Raw genomic sequence first — 20,301 nt, 5'->3', positions numbered from 1 at the left:
GAAGGCTGGTTGGCACGATCAGGCTGCCGGGTTGCGCCAGACGATGTCGCGGATCACGATCGGCTTCGGGATCAGGCCGAGCTTGTGGAAGCGGTCGGCGACACCCTGCTGGGTCGTGACGACGTCGTCGGTGACCGGGCCGACCACGAAATTCGCGCGATTGGCGGCGAGGGTCTGGATGTCCAACGGGACGCCGGTGATCGCGGCGAGCGATTTGGCGACCGCGTCCCGGTGCTGCTCGGCCCATTGACCGGCCGCGGTCGTCACATCGATGATCTGTTGCAGGACGGCGCCGCGATTCCTGGCGAACTCGCGGTTGGCGATGAAAAAAGAATTCGTCTTGGTGACGTCGCGCGCATTGACCAGGATGCGGCCGCCCTGCTTGGTCTCGCCGATCGCGAAATACGGATCCCAGATCGCCCAGGCTTCGATGCTGCCATTGGCAAAGGCGGGCCCGGCATCCGGCGGCGTCAGATAGACCGGCGTGATGTCGGCATAGGTGAGGCTGGCTTTCTCCAGCGTCTGCACCACGATATTGTGGGCGCTGGAGCCCTTGGTGAAGCCGACGCGCTTGCCCTTCAGGTCGGCGATTGAGCGGATCGGCGAGTCCTTCGGCACCAGGATGCCCTGCCCGTTGGTGATGGGCTGGCCGGCGGCATAGACGATCGCCGCGCCCGCGGCCTGGGCGAACACCGGCGGAGAATCGCCGACCGCGCCGAAATCGACGCTGCCGACATTCATCGCCTCCATCATCGGAGGTCCCGACGAAAACTCGACCCATTTCACGTCGACGCCCAAGGGCGCGAAATGTTTTTCCAGGGCGGCCTGCTGACGCGTGATAACCAGCACGCCGGTCTTCTGGTAGCCGACACGAATTTCCTTTACCGCGCCTTGTGACGTTCCTTGCGCGTTGGCGCGCGAAGCGAATGCGGCGACTGCCGCAGTTCCAACGGATAGTTTGAGAAAGTCCCGACGTTGCATCCGACACTCCCGGCCGCGTGCGGCCGTCCTTCATTCGTGCTCGGGAATGATGGTGCGGCTGATCGAAGGTGTCGAGACGCGCGGAAAAATAGCGATGCAAGCACTGCGCGCATGGCGGAGCGCATGATTAATCTTTCAATCGGCGGAGCGAATGCAGGGGATATTTTTCCGCACGCGAATGTGAAAAACGCACGCGCCCGGCCAAGATTCAAAAAATCGCGAAAACAACCCCATGCACAGTAGCCGGGACGTGCGAAAACAATGACTTACGCCTTATCCGAAATTGCTTTGACTCGTCGGGCAAAACAGGAGCAGGATGGCATCATGGCGGCGTTGCGGATGGACCGGTCCCTGCCGGACTAATGCAGCCATCTCACGGGCAGATTTTGCAGCCCGCGAAAGGCCCAGCCGCCGATCCGCACCGGTTCGTCGACGGCGATCTCGAGCCGGCCGGCACGGGCGAACAAGGTCGGCAGTGCGACGTCGCCAATCATGGCGCGCGAGGCCCAGGCACCGGCGCAGAAATGCGGACCGGCGCCGAACGCGACGCTCTTGGCCGTATCACGCCGCACGTCGAACTGGTCGGCGCGCTCAAAATGCTTCTCGTCGCGGTTGGCGGAGCCGAACATGAGGAATACGCGTTCATCGGTCTCGAACGCGACGTCGCGGATCGTCCACGGCTTTGCGATGCGCCGCGGCGACATGCCGATCGGCGAGATCCAGCGGGCATATTCCTCGAAGGCCTGGAGCCACGTCACCTCGCCCTTGCGCACGAGATCGAGCTGGTCTGGATGGCTCAGCAGCGCCCATACCGTGCCGGCGATCGCCTTGCGCGGCTCGTTCTGGCCGCCTGAGATCGCGAGTTTGACGTTGGCGCGCACGCTCTCCATCGCCATGCCCGACGCGAGCAGCACGCCGAGGATGCTCTGGTCGGGATGCTTGCGCATCACCGGCAGGATGTCGTCGATCGCCGCATCGATTCCCGACGTCGCCGCATGGCAACGCGCCTCGACGGCGGCGTCGCCGCTGTAGTTGGCGATGCCCTCGATCATGCCCTGTGACCAGGCGTCAATGTCCGCAAAGCCGATATTGGTGAGGCCGGTGATCGACTTCAGGCATTCGCCGGAGAACGGCAACGCGAAATCGCGCATGAAATCGATCCGCCCGGGCTCGATCGCGTCGATGATGCGATCGGCATGGGCCTGGAACAGCGCGGCCCAGTGCGCCTTCACCGTCTTCGGCGACACCGTCGGAAACATCGCGCGGCGCTCGACCTGATGCGCCTCGCCGTCCTTGCGCATCATGTTGTGGCCCATCAGCCGGTTCATCAGGCCCGCGGGCTGGTGCGAGGAGAACACGTCGATCTGCTTCTCGGAGATCGAGATATCGTCGCGGCTCGTCAGCAGCGTCGAGCCGAGCTGCGGCACGAAGGCGATCGGCGCCTCCTTGCGCATTGTCGCGAGCATCGGGTACGGGTCGGCCCAGAATGCGACAGGGTCGATGTCGATGCGCGGCGCGGTGCTCAAGCTTCGCTCCATTGCTGATCACCGCCAACGTTAGCGGCTTCAGGAGGCGCCGTCTGTCCCCAGCGATTGGGACAGCTTCAGTTCAGGCCGCGCGGGCCGGCGAGCAGGCGCAGCACGATCGCAAACAGCTCGCTTTGTGACGAGATGCCGAGCCGCTCATAGGCGCGTTTGCGATAGGTCAGGGTCGAATGCAGGCTGATTCCGAGCGCCTGCGAGATCGCCTCGGAGCTGAAGCCCGAGAGGATGCGCCGGCAAACGTCCTGCTCGCGCGGGGTGAGGCTGGCGAGCGGCGCGCGCGTCGCGAAGAGCGCGGCGAGAGACTGCTCGGTCGTCGCCGCCGAGCTGTGCTGGAAATGGCGTGCCACGCTCGCACTGATGGCCGGTGCGATGGCCTCAAGCCGCGAACGCTGGGCGTCGCTGAAGCGGCCCTGGACAGCGATGCGATAGAAATTGACGTAGAAACAGGTATCGTCGACCCAGATCGCGGTCGCGCATTTGTCGACGATGCCGGAATCCACAAAGAACATTTTTCGGTAGCGCGCGCCGTACATCCGCGGCGCAAAGGCGGGCAGCACGAGCGTCGCACGGCCCTCGCCTTCGAACAGCGCATCGCGGTTGGGATCGGATTGGTGGAACTGCCCGGCATAGGCCGCGCCGAGATCGCCGCCGATCGGGATGTTGCCGGCATCGAGCAGGCAGTGTGCGGCGCCCGCGCGGCTCAGCGCGAACACCATGCAATGCCCGACCCCGGCCTGCCGGCGCAGTGTATCGATCAGGATATCAGGGAAATCCGGACGACCGATGGCAAGCACCGCGGGCGTGACATCCCCAACAGCCGGATTTGCGGGCGTCCCGCGAGGGCGCATCGTTTTCTCCCCATCGCCTTTTGACGAAATTTATCAGCAATGGCCGCGCAGCGAAAGGCGGGTGTCGCCGGATATCTGCCGTAACGTCGCCAAGCCAGGCGGACGAAGGATGCCCCCTTAGTCAGCACTTTTGCGCAAAATCTTGTCCATCGCTTTTCCCTTGGCCAGCTCATCGATCAGCTTGTCCAGGTAGCGGATCTCTCGCATCGTTGGTTCTTTGACATCCTCGACCCGGACGCCGCAAACCACGCCTTTGATGAGGGCTCGCGAAGGATTGATCTTGGGGGCTTTCGCAAAGAAGGTTTCGAAGTCCGTCCGCTGTTCCAGTTGAGCTTCCAGCTCCTTCTGACCATAACCTGTCAACCAGGAGATGACCTGATCGACCTCTGCTTTGGTGCGTCCTTTCTTTTCCGCCTTCGCAACGTAAAGCGGGTAAACGCTTGCGAAGCTGGTGGTGTAGACGCGGTGTTTTGCCATGACCACTCCAGGGGATCACTCGTCAGGAACGTAGAGGCTTGAGACTATACCGTAATCCTTCGCCACCACATCCGCCGACGGTGGCCGACAGAGACCTGCCATCGATGGAGTTTGCCTGTAGAAGCTCTGACTGGAAAGTCTGTGGAAGGAAATGCTGCAAAACTTCCCCGTGCCACGATCGCTGTCGACGCCGCCAGTTCAGGTCACATGGTTCTCTACGGGACGGGCGGTGGTCTCAACCTGTCCGCTTTCGCCCTCACCGACGCAACGCTCTGCATGTGGAAGTGAACGAAGCTCTGGGCTAGCTAGTGATGCGCCGTTGCGTAAAAACGCGCCGCCGGTCGGCTACGGCTTTTCAAACAAGGCATCGTTATTGGCGCGCCAAGCCGGGTCGGAGAGCCACTTGTATTCCTGGTCAGGCATCACAGGCACCGTTTTCATGACTTCCTTCCCAATGGGAAGAAAGAAGCTTGATCGATCCTGCGTAACCTTCAGAGATCGGATCGGCACCACGATGCTGTCCTTTCCAGTGGTGAAAAATCCGCCCGAGGCGACGATCGCGTAGTCCCTTCCATCTTTTGTGCCAAAGACGATGTTACGCACCTCGCCGACGATCTTGTCATCGGAACTGCGGACCTCCGCCCCAATCATCTCGTCGGTCCTCAAACCGGGCGTAAGTTGGTCGATCTTTATTAACGGCTTGGCGTCTTTCTTGTCACGGCTGCCTAAAGTCGCTCCGCGTCTGATTTTCGGTTCACGAGCAGCAATTTGCTTATCGGCCTCTTCCTCATCGTTGTCTCCCAACGACCCCATCGGCGGCCCCGCGATGAGTTCGCGAATGTTGGCGAGGAGACGCTCACAGTCGTCATGCCGTCCATAAGATCGAAGCGTGAAAGCGGCATCTCTTAGACTCCGAAGGTCGCGCACGGCCTGACTGTTGGCTGGTCCTCGAAACCGGGGATTTTGCTGAATGGCCTCCTCCAGCCTTGCGTCAGCAATTTGGCACTCAGCCAGCGCCTGGGTGACACCCCCGGCAACGATCAGCGCAGCCATGAACAAGGTCCGTATGGTCTTCATTGCAACTTACCTTCTTGGCAACTGGGGTAGTTCATTACGCCGCGCTGGTCAGCTCACGGATCGCGTCGATGATTTGCACCGGCTGGTAGGGCTTGGGGATAAACCGGGCGTCCGCCGGAAGATCACCGGCTCGTATTTTGACGTGGCCCGAGGTTGCAACGATCCTGACTGGCGGCCAGCGGTCCCTGACAGCCGCCGCCAATTTCAAACCGTTCATTGAACCGGGCATATCGATGTCCGTGAATATGAGACGGACATCAGAGTTGCGTTCGAGCATTTGAATGGCCTCGTCGGCGCCGGGTGCCTCTAGCACTTCGAATCCGGCCGCGCGGAGCACGTCAACTACGTCCATGCGAATGAACGCTTCGTCTTCGACAACAAGGACTCGGATGGGTGGAGTGGCCAAGGCCATGTAAGAGAACCCTCAAGACTTCAATGCAGAAACCCGGAATAGCCTTCAGTACGCATCGAGCGATTGTTGAGGGTGATCAAGAGGAAGCCGGATTGTGAATAGCGCTCCCCTCGGTATATTTGTTGAGATCGTAAGCTCGCCCATCAACTGCCTGACCAGGCCGCTGACGACCCGGAATCCGAGACTCTTCCGCGGCTGGTTGATGTCAAACCCGTCGGGTAGCCCTGCGCCCTGATCGGAGATTTCGACCAGCAGATGTCCGTCGATCTCGCGGGCGTCTACAGCGATGACACCCGGCCCATCGACATAGGCATATTTAATCGCGTTTGTGACGAGCTCGTTCACCAGCAAGCCCAGAGGAATGGCCTTGTCCGCGGATATGACGATGGGATCCGAACGATATTGAAGCCTGTGTTCCGGCGCCGAACTCTGAAGATTTCTGCAAAGATGCTCGACGAAATCGGCAAGATCGACGAATCCGACCTTGCCGCCGCGCCAGAGATGATCATGCACTTCCGCGATCGAAGCGACGCGCATGGCGGCGTTTTCCAATGCGTGCTTCACATCGACGGAATCCGACCCACGTGCTTGCACACGTAGCAGGCCAACGACTGAGGTGAGGCTGTTCTTGACGCGATGACTCATCTCACGCGTGAGCAATGCTTCGTGCTCAAGAGCTTCCTGAAGCTTGGCGTCGGCGTGTTGGCGCTCAATCGCGATGCCGAGCAGGCCTGCGAAACCAGCCAGGAAATCCGCATCAGCGTCGTCGAATTGTCCGGGATCGTGACTATCGGCCTCGAGAACACCGAACGGCACGTCGCCCTCGCCACCTCGCCTGATAAGCACGTTGATCGCACGTTTGATGCCATGCTTGGCCAGAAGCGCCGGCGTCCGGAAACGTGTCTCTTCCTGCAAGTGATTGGAGATGACCGATTGGCCGGTCTGGTAGGCAAAGCCCGCGGGCGATTCGATATCAGCACCGAGCGTTACGTGATCTACTGTCCCCGCGGGCCAGCCGATCCCGGCACGCACGATCAAACGCTTCTCGTCCGGAAGATATTCCAGAACCTTGGCGTATGAGCATCCCAGACCGCGAGCACTGAGTTCTGCCGCATGCTGAAGAATTTGCCTGAAGTCACGGGTTTGCAGTGCAGCCGTACCGAACTCCCTGAGGAGAGCCTGTTGGCGGCGACGGTATGGAAGCTCATCCTGGCGATCGAGGGAGGCATCGGAGGCCATTCCTGAAACCAGCCTCGGTTCGGAGGGCATTAAATCGCCAATCTGGATTGCGTCTTTCGCAGAAGCGCGGCGATACGCGGTGGCTTGAAGAAGCGCCGACCAATTTCTACAACGCCGCAAGCGGTTCTTTGTTCCCCCGGAGCAATCAATCGAGCTCGAAATGACTCGATGGCGGTTTCGAGGCTTTGGACGGAGCCCCCAGCGGCCGTGTCAACCGCCACCACGCAAGCCGTCTCAAAGCTTCGCTTTCCGCTCACAGAATACGCGGGAGTGTCTGGTGGCACACGTTGCCAACCCGCAGCGAAAGAAGCATCGCCATTCGCTCTGATGAATCCATTGAAACAAAAGGCTGACGATAAGCCTTAACAATGTCTTATGAGCTCCAACATCATTGGGGCCAGGTTTGATTGGAACGAAAATGGACGCCGAGCAGCTCGCCGAGAAGTTCCGACAGAAATTATCCGCAGCCGTCGTCGAAAAGGAGAGGCAGACGACTATCGCCGCGGAGAACAAGGACAAGCGAACCGCCGACATCGAGTACTGCAAGCAGGCGATGGAGCGCGAGGTAATACCTTTCCTGGAGGAGCTGAAGCATCATCTCGGCGAAGACCTGTTCTCCTTTTCTCCGCAGATCGAGCGGAATGATCACCGTCCCGTCGGGGTTACTTTTACCGTGGGCAACGGTGCTGCGACGAGCATCTCAACTGCACTTGGCAACATCGTTGTGACCCGCATCGTCGGCAGCGGAACCAGGAAGGGCGCTCCTTTTGTCTATGCCCCGGATGTCGAGCCTTACATTTCAAACTCGGGTGATCTGACGCGGGACAAAATAGCGAAGCTGGTTGAGATGGTGATCGACGACTAGGCGAACACCAACACGGCTTTATGTTTAAGACACCATGGCTGTAGAAGGATGCGGACAGCGTCTTGAGAAAATCGCCGCCGAACTCGTGCGCCGGCAGGTTGATGGTGCGGGGGCGCACTCGACTTCGTGGTCGTCCCTACCGCGGTGCCGCAACACGCTGCCTACCCCGCCGCCCCCTTCGCCGGCCCCACGCTGACCGCGAGCTTGCCGTAGCGGTCGGTGAAGGCCTCGGTGTCGATTTCCTCCAGCTTGATCTCGCCGCTCATGACGCCCTGCTTCCAGGCCGCCTGCGCCGGATCATTCTGGAATTCCGGCATCACCTCGCGGCCGAACAGCTCCAGCGATTCGCAGATGTGCTCGTGGCTGTTCTTACCCGCCTGGTTCAGCAGGATGACCTGGTCGATGTGCGAGCCCTGGAAGCGCTTCAGCTTCCTACGGATCGTCTCGGGCGAGCCGATCAGGCCGCCGCGCAGCGCGGCCTCCTGCGCCTCCGGATTGTCGCGCTTCCACTTGTTGTACTCGTCCCACATGTTGACGGTGTAGGGCGCCGGACGCTGGCGGTTCTGCGAGGCGCCGTAGAAGCGCAACGCGAACTGGAAGAAGGTGGCGCCGTCGGCGCGGGCGCGGGCCTCCTCATCCGTCTTCGCGCACATGAAGAACGACACCAGCGCCATGTTCGGGTTGATCTCGTAGTCGGCGAGCTTGGCGAGACGCTTGGTCATGGCGTTGTAATAGGCGTGCACCCAGGCGTGCGCGGCATCCGCGCTGACGAACTGGAAGCCGAGCGCGCCAAACCCATGGCGGCCGGCGCGCTCGATGGTCTGTAATTGCGAGCAGGCCATCCACAATGGCGGATGCGGCTTCTGTACCGGTTTCGGCACGACGTTGCGCAAGGGGATGTCGAAATATTTGCCGTGATGCTCGCTGCCCGCGTCCTTGAACATCGGGAAGATCGCGGCGACGGCTTCCTCGAACACCTCTTTCTTGGTCTCCATGTCGCGGCCGAACGGCGTGAGCTCGGTGATGGATGCGCTCTCGCCCATGCCGAATTCGCAGCGGCCGTTGGAGAGCAGGTCGAGCACCGCGACGCGCTCGGCGACTCGCGCCGGATGGTTGGTGGTGAGCTGGAGGATGCCGTGGCCGAGCCGGATGTTCCTGGTGCGCTGGCTTGCGGCTGCGAGAAACGATTCCGGCGAGGGCGAGTGCGAGTATTCTTCGAGGAAGTGATGCTCGACGACCCAGGCGTGGTCGTAGCCGAGCTGGTCGGCCAGTTCCATCTGCGAGAGCGCGTTCTGGTAGAGGCTGAGCTCGTCGCCGGCGACCCACGGACGTGGCAGTTGCAGCTCATAGAAGATGCCGAACTTCATGACGCCTCTCCCAAGTTTTCTTGAGTATTCTTGCCGCTCATATTTTTGTTGCGGGCATCTTAATGGGTGGGGCGGCGCTGTCTACGCAGTCGCAATTCCGCCTTGCGGGAGAAGGCGCTTTTCGGCGCGGCGGCCATTCAGGACCACACCGATAAAGGTGAAGCGCACCAGCAGATGATAGCTCGCAAGCATCGGAGGAAGCGCGACAAGGAGAATGATCGCGAACTTGGTCAGCCCGGGCCAGTCGAGCTGCGACAGCGCGACCTGCAGCGCCATCACGATCGGCAGGTGGATCAGATAGAGCCAGTAGGATGCATCGGCGAGGTAGCGCCACGTCCGACTGAAGCCTGACATGAAGCGGAGGGCGAGGCCGAGGACCGCGAATGTGGAAACCCAAATCGCCGGTGCATAGAGGATGGCGGAGATCAGCCTGAGCGTGGCGAAGCTGACCGGCAGTTTCGGCGCGACAGGCAACGACAGCATCACGCCTGACACCGCGAAGCTGACCAGGATCAGGAAGACCGCGAGCAGGACATGCGTCAGCCAGCATCGCTCGATGAGCCGCAGCAGATCGACCTGCCGATGCAGGAGCCAGCCGATGCCGAATGCGGTGCCGAAGCCGATCCAGGCCTGCGCGTTGGTGACGAGCGATTGATCCGGCGTCCTCACGCCCATCACGTTGATCCATCGCGGGTCGAGGCAGAAGGCAATGCCGATCGGGATTGCCAGAACCAGGGGAGCCAGCGGATTTCGCATGATCCGCGCGAAGACACGGTCAAACACCATGCGCAGCGTCCCTGATACATCAAGCCAGACCATTGCACCGCGCAGCAGCAGCGTCGCGACATAGAGCTCCAGCAGCACATACAGAAACCAGAGGTGGGTCAGGGGGAACTTAGGCAATGCCGGCAGCCAGCCGGACGTGGGGTGGATCGGACCGCCATTTGGAAAGTGAGATGCCCAGATCACGATCAGAGCTATCGGCATGAACACGAGCGGCCAGCCGATCACCAACGGCAGGCCGATCCGCTGCAGCCTGTCCCTGACGAAGCCCCAGCTCCCCCGGCGGTGAAAGCTCATGCGGGCAAAGAAGCCGGCCATCAGGAAGAAGGTCGTCATCCGGAAGACGTGGATGGTAAAGGACAGCAGACCCAGAGTAACGCTTGGATGGGTATCCTGAATGATCCAGAACCGGGGCGAGGCCGGCACAAACGACAATGTCGCGTGCAGGACGATGCCGAGCAGCAGCGCGCCGCCCCTGACTGCGTCGAGAGCATGGAGCCTCTCCGACACAGGGGCGGCGGCGGCGGTCGAGTGGGACATGGACAGGCTCATTCCGCTGGATGGGAGTTTATGCTTGGACCGTCTAACCAATCGGCGCAGGGCGTTCTCGCCTGATCCAAAAATCGGCTAGCCGATTTCGCGGCGTGGCTGGCTGAGTTCAGCGCTCTCGGGCCGGCTCAGCGCCTCGCGCCGGAATTCGGTCGGGGTCATGCCGGTTTCGGCCTTGAACGCGCGATTGAAAGGTCCGATCGACTGGAAGCCCGCATCCATGGCGATGGTCAGCACCGGGACATCCCGCTGCGTCACGTCGGACAGCGCCAGCCTGGCGTCCTCGATACGGTAGCGGTTGAGGAACGCATTGAAGTTGCGATGGCCCAGCCCTTCGTTGATCGCCTGGCGCAGCCGATGCTCGGGAACATCGAGCCGCGCCGCAAGCGCTCCGATCGCAAGACCTTCCTGGCGATAGGTTCGCTCCACCGTCATCAGATGGTCGAGGCGCCGCAGCAGGATCGGGTCGACGACGACCCGCCCCGCGGCGGCGCGGTCGGCGGCCGGGGCTTGCCTCCCCGCCTCGCCGGATGCGATGGCGGCCGTGGCTTCATCGACGGCCATCGCCGGCGCGCTGAACAGGCCGATGCCGGCAAGCATGGCCACCACGAACAGCCCGAGCGCGGTCGGGAGACTGCCGTGCGCACCGGGAACCGCGACGGGAATTGCGGCGAAGCCGGCGACGGCGACGGTCGCGATGAGCACGACATTGATCGCAAGCATCGCCAGCCGCAGTCGGCGTCGCCGCGCGACCAGATCGGCTCGCCAGGTCTTGACCGTCTGAATCGCGGCGGCGAGGGCCAGCACCAAGGTGGCCAAAGCCAGGACTCGCCCGCCTGCGCCGGCCAAAGCGGGCCAGTTCGCCCAGCCCAGCGTGATCGCAAACCCGAAAGCCACGATGCTCAGCCACAGGGCGCCGTGCCAACGCCTCAGCACGAAATCGTCGTCGAACGCCGCGCGCGCCCACAGCCAGAAGACCGCAGGCTGCGCGGACAAGATCGGCAATACCCACCACCAAGCCGTTTTGGGAAGGTTGGGCGCCGTCGCGATCGCATAGAACATGCCGCCTGCGCACATCGCGATGCCCAGCAAAGCCTGTTGGCCGGTTGCACGACGCAGCAAGGCCACGAGAACGATCAACAGGAACACGCCGCTCGCCGCGCCGCGAAGCCCGAGATCTATCGCCGTCAGCCCCGTCGCGTTCACAGCTCGTATCCCCGTTCGATGCCAAATTGTCGCATCGCCGTCGCACGGGTACAACCCAAACTTGTGCTTGTGGGTCTGGCGGGAGCCAGCATCGCAACTGGACGGATTGATCCAGATCAAGGCGTCAGTGGCCCTGCTACATCTAAAGTGCGGCAAGGCAACGGCCCGGATGCCGTCCCAATCCCCACATTTCAGACGAGACCGAATATGTCGGCCCCTGACGACGCGACTTCGCGCGTGCGCCGTAAGCGCATGGAGATTTTCGCTTTCCTGTTCCTGACCGCGATCGTGATGCCCGTCCTCGCGGTCGGAACGGTCGGCTCCTACGGGCTCGGCGTCTGGATCTACCAGATGTTCGCCGGCCCTCCCGGCCCACCGCCCTCCCCGCATTGATCCCCCGAAAAGCAAAAGACAGGCATCATGGCCGAATCCAAACTCAACCGCCGCGCACTGATCACCGGCCGGGTGCTCAGCGCCGAGCGCGTCATCTCGCCGCCCGGTTGCGAAATCGCCAGCATCATCGTGCAGGCGCGCCCCGAGCGTCTGGACCAGCTGGAAGCCGCGATCACCGCCCTTGCCGGCTGCGAGATCCACGGCCGCGACCCGCGCGGCAAGCTCATCGTCGTGACCGAGGCGCCTGATTCCGGCAGCCTCGGCACCCTGCTCAACACCATCCAGTCGCTGCCCGACGTCTATTCCGCGGCGCTGGTCTTTCACGCCATCGAAACCGCCTGAGTCAGGAAGAGCCATTATGACATCACCAAAGCTCGACCGCCGCCAGATGCTGAAGCTCGAGGCCGCCGCCATCGCGGCCGCCGCTGCGGGCATGCCGGCACCAGCGCTCGCCGCGAATCTCGTCGCCGAGCGCGACGTCGCCGAACTGAAATGGGACAAGGCCGCCTGCCGCTTTTGCGGTACCGGCTGCTCCGTGATGGTCGCGACCAAGAACAATCGCGTCGTCGCCACCCACGGCGACATCAAGGCCGAGGTCAATCGCGGCCTCAACTGCGTCAAGGGCTACTTCCTCTCCAAGATCATGTACGGCCACGACCGCCTGACCCAGCCGATGCTGCGCAAGACGGCCGGCAAATACGACAAGAACGGCGAATTCACGCCCATCTCCTGGACCGAAGCCTTCGACATCATGGAGGTGAAGTGGAAGGAGGCGATCAAGAAGCGCGGGCCGAACGGCGTCGCCATGTTCGGCTCCGGCCAGTGGACGGTCTGGGAGGGCTATGCGGCCGTGAAGCTGTTCAAGGCCGGCTTCCGCACCAACAATATCGATCCCAATGCGCGCCACTGCATGGCCTCCGCCGTGGCCGGCATGATGCGCACCTTCGGCATCGACGAGCCGGCCGGCTGCTATGACGACATCGAGGCCACCGATGCCTTCGTGCTGTGGGGCTCCAACATGGCGGAGATGCATCCGATCCTGTGGACGCGCCTTGCCGACCGCCGGCTCTCCGCGCCGCATGTCCGCGTCGCCGTGCTCTCGACCTTCGAGCACCGCTCGTTCGACCTCGCCGACATCGGCATGGTGTTCAAGCCGCAGACCGACCTCTACATCCTCAACGCCATCGCCAACCACATCATCAAGACGGGCCGGGTCAACAAGGACTTCGTTGCCGCGCATACCATCTTCAGGCGCGGCCAGACCGACATTGGTTATGGCTTGCGGCCCGAGCATCCGCTGCAGAAGAAGGCGACGGGCGCGGCGAAGGCCAATGATTCCACCGAGATGAGTTATGACGAGTACGTCAAGTTCGTCTCGGAGTACACGCTGGAGAAGGCGGCCGAGATGTCGGGCGTGCCGCTCAACCGGCTGGAGGCGCTGGCCGAGCTCTATGCCGACCCCAAGACCAAGGTGGTCTCGTTCTGGACCATGGGCTTCAACCAGCACACTCGCGGCGTCTGGTGCAACAATCTCGTCTACAACATCCATCTGTTGACCGGAAAGATTTCCTCGCCCGGCAACAGCCCGTTCTCGCTGACCGGCCAGCCCTCGGCCTGCGGCACCGCGCGCGAGGTCGGCACCTTCTCGCACCGCCTGCCGGCCGACATGGTCGTCACCAACAAGGAGCACCGCACCAAGGCCGAGCACATCTGGCTGCTGCCCGAGGGCACCATTCCCGACAAGCCCGGCGCGCACGCCGTGCTGCAAAGCCGGATGCTGAAGGACGGCCTGATCAACGCCTATTGGGTGCAGGTCAACAACAACCTCCAGGCCGGCCCCAACGCCAACGAGGAGACATATCCGGGCTTCCGTAACCCCGACAATTTCATCGTAGTCTCGGACGCCTATCCGTCGGTGACGGCGCTCGCCGCCGATTTGATCCTGCCGACCGCGATGTGGGTGGAGAAGGAAGGCGCCTACGGCAACGCCGAGCGGCGCACGCAGTTCTGGCACCAGCTCGTCCCTGCACCCGGCGAGTCCAAGTCCGACCTCTGGCAGCTCATGGAGTTCTCCAAGCGCTTCAAGATCGAAGAGGTCTGGCCGGAGGAGCTGATCGCCAAGAAGCCGGACGTTCGCGGCAAGACGCTGTTCGACGTGCTCTACAAGAACGGCCAGGTCGATAAATTCCCGACGTCGGAGATCGAGGAAGGCTACGCCAACGAGGAGTCCAAGGCGTTCGGCTTCTACGTGCAGAAGGGCCTGTTCGAGGAATACGCCGCGTTCGGCCGCGGCCACGGCCACGACCTCGCGCCGTTCGACGCCTATCACCGCGAGCGCGGCCTGCGCTGGCCCGTCGTCAACGGCCAGGAAACGAAATGGCGTTTCCGCGAAGGCAGCGACCCCTACGTCAAGCAGGGCACCGACGTGCAGTTCTACGGCTATCCCGACGGCAAGGCGCGCATCTTCGCCCTGCCTTACGAGCCGCCGGCGGAATCGCCCGACAACGAATATCCCTACTGGCTCTCCACCGGCCGCGTGCTGGAGCACTGGCATTCCGGCACCATGACGCGCCGGGTGCCCGAGCTCTACAAGGCCTTCCCCGAGGCCGTGTGCTTCATGCATCCCGACGACGCGCAGGAGGCGAAGATCCGCCGCGGCGACGAGGTGAAGGTGGTCTCCCGCCGCGGCTTCATCCGTGTCCGCGTCGAGACCCGCGGCCGCGACCGGCCGCCGCGTGGCCTCGTATTCGTGCCGTGGTTCGACGAATCCAAGCTGATCAACAAGGTGACGCTGGACGCCACCGATCCGATCTCGCTGCAAACCGATTACAAGAAGTGCGCCGTGCGCATCGAGCGGGTGAACGTGTCATGATGAAACGATTTGGAGTAGCGCTGCTCGCGGTCGTGATCGCGGCTGGCGCGAGCTCGCTGACCGCGCAGACGGTGACGTCAGGCCTGCGCGGCCCGACGCCGCTCAACGACGAAGGTCCGGCGCCGCCGATGCTGCCGAACCGCAACACCTCCGAAAGGGAAGTGCGCAACTATCCGGAGCAGCCGCCGGTGATCCCGCATGCGATCGACGGCTATCAGGTCGATCTCAACGGCAACAAGTGCCTGTCCTGCCATGCGCGGGCGCGCATCGCGGAATCGCAGGCGCCGATGGTCTCGATCACCCACTTCATGGATCGCGACGGCCAGTTCCTGGCTTCGATCTCGCCGCGCCGCTTCTTCTGCACGGAATGTCACGTGCCGCAGAACACTGCCAATCCGCCGGTCAGCAACGACTTCACCGACATCGACACGCTGCTGTCGCGCGCAAGCCCCGGTGGCCGCCGATGACGACGACCGCTGATGAGCCCGACGAGGGAATGAAGGCCAAACGCGGCTTCGTCGCGCGAAGCTTGGACTTTGCGCGCGAGCTCTGGCAGGTGCTGATCCGTCCGAGCTCGGTGTTCGGGCTCGGCGTGCTGGTGCTGGCGGGCTTCATGGCCGGCGTGATCTTCTGGGGCGGCTTCAACACCGCGCTGGAATTGACCAACACCGAAAAATTTTGCACCGGCTGCCACGAGATGAAGGACAACGTCTATGCCGAGCTGAAGTCGACCATCCACTTCGCCAATCGCTCCGGCGTGCGCGCGACCTGTCCGGACTGCCACGTGCCGCACAACTGGACCGACAAGATCGCCCGCAAGATGCAGGCCTCCAAGGAGGTCTGGGGCAAGATCTTCGGCACGATCGACACCCGCGAGAAATTCCAGGATCACCGGCTCGAGCTGGCGGCGCACGAATGGGCGCGCTTCAAGTCCAACGATTCGCTGGAATGCCGCAACTGCCACAGCGCCGATTCCATGGACATCACCAAGCAGTCGCCGCGGGCCTCGGTCGCCCACCAGCGCTTCCTCTTCACCAAGGAAAAGACCTGCATCGACTGCCACAAGGGCATCGCTCACCATCTGCCCGACATGCGCGGCGTTCCCGGCTGGCAATAGGGCGCCCCGCCCGGCTTGAACCGGCGGTGCGAATGGTTAGTTTTGGGGCTGGCGAATCGCTCCGTTTCGCCCCCTCCTCAAGACAGACATGGCCACATTCACCCCGCATCAGGATGCCGCGCTCAAGGCCGTTGGCGATTGGCTCAAGGCCAAGCCCGGCCGCAACGGCACGCCGCCGGTGTTCCGCCTGTTCGGCTATGCCGGCACCGGCAAGACCACGCTGGCGCGGCACATCGCCGACGGCGTCGACGGCGAGGTGAAGTTCGCCGCCTTCACCGGCAAGGCGGCGCTGGTCATGCGCAACAAGGGCTGCGACGAAGCCTCCACCATCCATTCGCTGATCTACCGCACCCGCGAATCCGGCGAGGAGCAGCCGAGCTTCGAGCTGTGGGACGACGCCCCGGCGTCCAAAGCCAAGCTGATCGTGATCGACGAATGCTCGATGGTCGATGCCGAATTGGGCCGCGACCTGATGTCGTTCGACTGCCCGCTGCTGGTGCTGGGCGATCCCGCGCAGTTGCCGCCGATCCAGGGCGGCGGCTTCTTCACCAATACCGAGCCGGACGCGATGCTGACCGAGGTGCACCGCCAGGCCCAGGACGATCCGATCGTGCGGATGTCGATGGACGTCCGCGAGGGACGCGAGCTCGACATAGGCCGCTACGGCGAGAGCGAGGTGGTGTCGCGCAAGGAGCTCGATCCTGATCGCGTCATGGCCGCCGACCAGGTCCTGGTCGGACGCAACAACACGCGGCGCGCGTACAATATGCGGGTGCGTCAGCGCCAGAACATCGAGGACGTCTTCCCCGTCGCCGGCGACAAGCTGGTCTGCCTGCGCAACAATCGCAAGAAGGGCCTGTTCAACGGCGGGCTGTGGCGCGTGAAGTCGCGCAACACCTCGCGCTCGAAATCCCGCATTCTCAGCATGAGGCTGTCGCCGGACGAGGATCTCGGCCACAAGGTGACGAAGGTCTCGGTGCGCGCCGATTGCTTCGAGGGCGGCGTCGAGTCGATCGCCTGGGAGCAGCGCAAGCCCTATGACGAGTTCGACTACGGCTACGTGCTGACCGTGCACAAGTCGCAGGGCTCGCAATGGGACGACGTCGTGCTGTTCGACGAGAGCTTTGCGTTTCAGGAGAGCCGCGCGCGGTGGCTGTACACGGGCATCACGCGGGCGGCGAAGCGGCTGAGCATTGTGGTTTAGCCGTCGTCCCGGCGAAGGCCGGGACCCATACCGCGTCATCTATCCGTATTCGGCGGTCTTGGTACCGAGGAAGGTTCGATCACTGTCAGTCTTCGCCAAACCACGCCCTGTGGCTATGGATCCCGGCCTCTGCCGGAACGACACCTAATGTGAGGGGACGAAGGTGCGCCCCATAAGCAGCCTTCACTTCCCCGCGACGAAATAAAAATCCTCGCGGCCAGGCGGCGAGCCGTAGGAAAACGGCTGCTGCACGTGCTTGGTCACAAGCCAGACATCGTCGCGGACGATGTCGAACAGCTTTCGGATCTCGACGCGCGGCATCTTGATTTCGCGGGCGAGCGCGGTGGCGAACGGACTGTCGGCGCCGCCGTCGCCGTCCATCGCGGTCTCGCCGTGCTTGGCGGCGTAGACCACCATGAAGCCGGCGCCGGGCTCGATGTTGGAAAAGCCCTTGTCCACCAGCTTGAGCGACAGCGTGCGCTGCATGGTCGGCGCGAACGGATTGTCGCGGCAGGCGTCCAGCATGACCAGACGCACTTTTCGCGCAGCGCCCACCGCCGCGATCACCTGCTCCAGCGCAACCGCCTGGGTCTCGGCGTCCTTGTCGGCGGCGAGCTTGGCATCGACGGGAACGAGATAATTGACGCCGCCGATCTCGAAACCGTGGCCGGCGTAATAGACCACCGCCCAATCGGCCTTCTCTGCCTCGGCCGCAAACGTCTGCAACGCTTCGAAGAACTTGTCGCGGGTGAGGTCGCTGACGGATATCACGGTCTGGAAGCCGACATCGCGCAGCGCGGCTGCGATCATTTTCGAGTCGCGTGGCGGATTGGGCAAGGCGTGGACGTTCTTGTAGGCGCCGTTCCCGATCACAAGCGCCACACGGCGCCCCGTTGATCCGGCCGGCGTCTGCGGGGTCAGCGCCGCCAATCGCTCCTGCGCGATCGCGCGGGCACGCGCGACGTCGAGCTCGTCGAACTTCGTCAGCGAATAAGCCGCCGCACGATAGTCGGCACGGGCTTGGGCAAGGTCCTTCTTGCGCTCGTAGATCTGGCCGCGACCCGAATGTGCCCGGACATTGTTCGGGTTGATCTGGATCGCAATGTTGTAGTCCTTCAACGCGGCGTCGAAATCGCCCTTCAGCATGTTGACGTCGGCGCGATTGTTGATCGCGTACACGTTCTTCGGCTGCTTCTCGATCAGGCCGTTGCAGTCGGCGAAGGCCTGGCCGTACTCGCCCATCATGCCGTAGGTGATGCAGCGGTTGGCGGTGATCTGCTGCGCGCCCGGTTCGATCTTCTCGGCCTCCGCGAAATCGGCGATCGCGCCGTCAAAATCCTGCATCAGCGTGCGCACGCGGGCGCGGTTGGTGTAGCCGAGCAGGAATTTTGGCGCGTATTTGATCGACAGGTTAAAATCGTCGAGCGCGCTTTGCAGCGCCCCCCGGCGCAACTGGATGATGCCGCGGTTGTTGTAGGGGACACCGTAGGTCGGGCGCTTCTGGAGCGCGAGGTTGTAGTCCGTCATCGCATGGTCGTCCTGGCCCGTCCGCTCATAGGCGAGGCCGCGCAAATTGAGCGTGACGACGTTGTCGGGATCGAGGTCGACGGCCATGGACAAGGTCTCGATGGCATGGACGTAGTCGCGCTTGTTGATCAGCGTATTGCCGCGCACGGAAAGCGCGACGGCCTTGTCCTTGCCGCTGAGCCGGTCGGCGTTGAGCAAATTGTCGCAGGCCTGCGCCCTCGCCTGCGCATCCGCCTGGCGGTCGCGGCAAATGGCGAGGTCGTCGCCGGGTTTTGGTTCGGCCGCCGCGATCGAGCTCCAGCCGGCCAGGATGGCGAGCACGGCGACGAGGGTCAGGGATACGACGCGCAGCATGTTGTCAGGTCAGCTCCAGCCATCATTCTTTAGGTCGATCACCGATCGCGCCGGTTCATCTAGCGCGGAGTTCCTGTCCTCGCCAAGCCGGGCCGCTCCAGGCGGCGCGTTTCACAGACTCGTGTCCGTCCGGCCGTAACAATCGCCCGGCCGGCCCGTATCTCGAATGTCCGAAAATGCCGGGCAGGCTGTTCGCCCGGCCCCAACCGCCCTAGACTGTCAGACCTTCCGAAAGAGGATCGCCATGCGCCGACCTGCCATCCTGTCCCTGCTCGCCGCAACCACCGCCCTGACGCTGGCCTTTGCCGCGCCGACCCGGGCCGCAGAGGATGCGGTCGTGATCCCCGCTCCCGCCGTTGACGCGGCGCCCGCAAGCGGGATCCAGACCGCCGTGATCGCCGGCGGCTGCTTCTGGGGCGTGCAGGGCGTGTTCCAGCACACCGCAGGCGTCGTCAACGCGGTCTCCGGCTATGCCGGCGGCACCAAGGCGACGGCCGACTACCAGACCGTCTCGAGCGGCCGGACCGGCCACGCGGAATCGGTCGAGATCAAATACGACCCGAAGAAGATCTCCTACGGCAAGATCCTGCAGATCTACTTCTCGGTGGCGCACGACCCGACCCAGCTCAACCGGCAGGGCCCCGACTCCGGCACGCAATATCGCTCGGCGATCTTCACCACCTCCGACGAGCAGAAGAACGTGGCCGAGGCCTATATCACCCAGCTCAACGGCGCCAAGGTCTTCAATAAGCCGATCGCGACCAAGGTCGGCGCGCTGGAGGCGTTCTATCCGGCGGAGGCCTATCACCAGGATTATCTGACGCTGCACCCGAACCAGCCCTACATCGCCTACAACGATCTTCCGAAGGTCGAGAACCTGAAAAAGCTGTTCGCGGATAACTATATCGAGAAGCCGACACTGGTGAGCGCCAGCAAGGCCACCAACTGATCGCGAGATCACTGAAAACAAGATCATCAAAAAACGGGAGATCCATGCCCGATACCAAGACAAAAACCACGGACGACAAGGTCATCAAGAGCGAAGAGCAATGGCGCAGCGAGTTGTCGCCGATGCAATACGCAGTGCTGCGCGAGAAGGCGACCGAGCGTCCCTTCTCCGGCGAATATGAGCACGACCACCGCGCCGGCACCTATACCTGCGCCGGCTGCGGCAATGTGCTGTTCGAGTCCGACGCGAAGTTCGATTCCGGCTGCGGCTGGCCCAGCTTCACCCAGCCCGCCGTCGAGGGCCATATCGACGAGGAGCGGGACGTCAGCCACGGCATGGTCCGTACTGAGGTGCTGTGCGCTAAGTGCAGCGGCCATCTCGGCCATGTCTTCCCCGACGGCCCGGGGCCGACGGGCTTGCGTTACTGCATCAATTCCGCGGCGCTGAAGCTCGAACCCAAATAAACCTTGCGCGACGCCGGGTTCCGTCATGGAACCCGGCGGCACGATGTGCTTTTCTTACCTCGTGGTGCGGCCG

20 protein-coding genes are annotated in these 20,301 nt (G+C 62.9%); 9 read left to right on the top strand and 11 right to left on the bottom strand.

Annotated features, from left to right (window positions below; translation table 11 throughout):
* Window positions 1-18 precede the first annotated feature (18 nt).
* The 7 genes from N551_RS0132225 to N551_RS36455 all read right to left on the bottom strand — a co-directional run bounded on the left by N551_RS0132225 (window position 19) and on the right by N551_RS36455 (window position 6,608).
* Window positions 19-981: a sulfonate ABC transporter substrate-binding protein gene (locus N551_RS0132225; protein ID WP_027570425.1), complete on the bottom strand. Its 963-nt coding sequence runs from the start codon at window positions 979-981 to the stop codon at window positions 19-21.
* 359 nt (window positions 982-1,340) lie between these two features.
* Window positions 1,341-2,507, bottom strand: coding sequence for a cytochrome P450 (locus tag N551_RS0132215; RefSeq protein ID WP_027570424.1), 1,167 nt, complete (start codon window positions 2,505-2,507; stop codon window positions 1,341-1,343).
* A 77-nt stretch (window positions 2,508-2,584) separates the two neighbouring features.
* The gene (locus N551_RS0132210; RefSeq protein ID WP_027570423.1) at window positions 2,585-3,373 is read right to left on the bottom strand and encodes a helix-turn-helix transcriptional regulator; all 789 of its coding nucleotides are present in this window, start codon (window positions 3,371-3,373) and stop codon (window positions 2,585-2,587) included.
* Window positions 3,374-3,490: 117 nt separating this feature from the next.
* Entirely contained in the window at window positions 3,491-3,850 is a 360-nt protein-coding gene (locus tag N551_RS0132205; RefSeq protein ID WP_027570422.1) for a DUF2200 domain-containing protein, read from the bottom strand.
* Window positions 3,851-4,195: 345 nt separating this feature from the next.
* Complete coding sequence (locus N551_RS0132195) at window positions 4,196-4,927, bottom strand: PRC-barrel domain-containing protein (RefSeq protein WP_027570421.1); 732 nt, start codon at window positions 4,925-4,927, stop codon at window positions 4,196-4,198.
* Window positions 4,928-4,961: 34 nt separating this feature from the next.
* Window positions 4,962-5,339, bottom strand: a complete 378-nt coding sequence (locus tag N551_RS0132190) for a response regulator (protein ID WP_027570420.1) — start codon at window positions 5,337-5,339, stop codon at window positions 4,962-4,964.
* 45 nt (window positions 5,340-5,384) lie between these two features.
* Window positions 5,385-6,608, bottom strand: coding sequence for a sensor histidine kinase (locus tag N551_RS36455; RefSeq protein WP_035963368.1), 1,224 nt, complete (start codon window positions 6,606-6,608; stop codon window positions 5,385-5,387).
* 388 nt (window positions 6,609-6,996) lie between these two features.
* Here N551_RS36455 and N551_RS0132180 point away from each other — a divergent pair, with 388 nt between their 5' ends.
* A complete protein-coding gene (locus tag N551_RS0132180) occupies window positions 6,997-7,443 on the top strand; it encodes a hypothetical protein (protein WP_027570419.1) in 447 nt (148 codons plus the stop codon).
* A gap of 161 nt (window positions 7,444-7,604) precedes the next feature.
* Here N551_RS0132180 and N551_RS0132175 read toward each other — a convergent pair whose 3' ends face one another.
* From N551_RS0132175 to N551_RS0132165, 3 genes are all read right to left on the bottom strand, one after another.
* Window positions 7,605-8,810 carry an LLM class flavin-dependent oxidoreductase gene (locus N551_RS0132175; protein ID WP_027570418.1) on the bottom strand — a complete coding sequence of 402 codons (1,206 nt, stop codon included), beginning with the start codon at window positions 8,808-8,810 and terminating at the stop codon, window positions 7,605-7,607.
* An 81-nt stretch (window positions 8,811-8,891) separates the two neighbouring features.
* Window positions 8,892-10,133, bottom strand: coding sequence for an acyltransferase family protein (locus N551_RS0132170; RefSeq protein ID WP_027570417.1), 1,242 nt, complete (start codon window positions 10,131-10,133; stop codon window positions 8,892-8,894).
* Between the two features lie 87 nt (window positions 10,134-10,220).
* Entirely contained in the window at window positions 10,221-11,348 is a 1,128-nt protein-coding gene (locus N551_RS0132165; protein ID WP_027570416.1) for a helix-turn-helix domain-containing protein, read from the bottom strand.
* A 207-nt stretch (window positions 11,349-11,555) separates the two neighbouring features.
* On the opposite strand from N551_RS0132165, the gene napE reads away from it, so the two are divergent.
* The 6 genes from napE (at window position 11,556) to N551_RS0132135 (ending at window position 16,934) form a co-directional block, all read left to right on the top strand.
* A complete protein-coding gene (gene napE / locus N551_RS0132160; RefSeq protein WP_007596178.1) occupies window positions 11,556-11,741 on the top strand; it encodes a periplasmic nitrate reductase, NapE protein in 186 nt (61 codons plus the stop codon).
* Between the two features lie 27 nt (window positions 11,742-11,768).
* The gene (locus N551_RS0132155; RefSeq protein ID WP_027570415.1) at window positions 11,769-12,083 is read left to right on the top strand and encodes a chaperone NapD; all 315 of its coding nucleotides are present in this window, start codon (window positions 11,769-11,771) and stop codon (window positions 12,081-12,083) included.
* A gap of 16 nt (window positions 12,084-12,099) precedes the next feature.
* A complete protein-coding gene (gene napA, locus N551_RS0132150; protein ID WP_027570414.1) occupies window positions 12,100-14,613 on the top strand; it encodes a nitrate reductase catalytic subunit NapA in 2,514 nt (837 codons plus the stop codon).
* A complete protein-coding gene (locus tag N551_RS0132145; RefSeq protein WP_027570413.1) occupies window positions 14,610-15,080 on the top strand; it encodes a nitrate reductase cytochrome c-type subunit in 471 nt (156 codons plus the stop codon). The genes napA and N551_RS0132145 overlap by 4 nt, the downstream gene beginning before the upstream one ends.
* Complete coding sequence (locus tag N551_RS0132140) at window positions 15,077-15,730, top strand: NapC/NirT family cytochrome c (protein WP_027570412.1); 654 nt, start codon at window positions 15,077-15,079, stop codon at window positions 15,728-15,730. The genes N551_RS0132145 and N551_RS0132140 overlap by 4 nt, the downstream gene beginning before the upstream one ends.
* Before the next feature lie 88 nt (window positions 15,731-15,818).
* Window positions 15,819-16,934, top strand: a complete 1,116-nt coding sequence (locus N551_RS0132135) for an ATP-dependent RecD-like DNA helicase (protein ID WP_027570411.1) — start codon at window positions 15,819-15,821, stop codon at window positions 16,932-16,934.
* Between the two features lie 183 nt (window positions 16,935-17,117).
* Here N551_RS0132135 and N551_RS0132130 read toward each other — a convergent pair whose 3' ends face one another.
* On the bottom strand, window positions 17,118-18,815 hold the full coding sequence (locus N551_RS0132130; protein ID WP_027570410.1) for a caspase family protein: 1,698 nt from the start codon (window positions 18,813-18,815) through the stop codon (window positions 17,118-17,120).
* A gap of 244 nt (window positions 18,816-19,059) precedes the next feature.
* Here N551_RS0132130 and msrA point away from each other — a divergent pair, with 244 nt between their 5' ends.
* Window positions 19,060-19,764 (top strand): peptide-methionine (S)-S-oxide reductase MsrA, encoded by a 705-nt coding sequence (gene msrA, locus N551_RS0132125; protein WP_027570409.1) that lies wholly within the window; start codon window positions 19,060-19,062, stop codon window positions 19,762-19,764.
* A 44-nt stretch (window positions 19,765-19,808) separates the two neighbouring features.
* Window positions 19,809-20,228, top strand: coding sequence for a peptide-methionine (R)-S-oxide reductase MsrB (msrB, locus tag N551_RS0132120; RefSeq protein ID WP_027570408.1), 420 nt, complete (start codon window positions 19,809-19,811; stop codon window positions 20,226-20,228).
* The last annotated feature ends 73 nt before the right edge of the window (window positions 20,229-20,301 follow it).

The organism is Bradyrhizobium sp. URHA0013 (assembly GCF_000518345.1).
In the GTDB taxonomy this organism is placed as follows: domain Bacteria; phylum Pseudomonadota; class Alphaproteobacteria; order Rhizobiales; family Xanthobacteraceae; genus Bradyrhizobium.
This window is presented reverse-complemented; position numbering and strand designations above follow the sequence as displayed.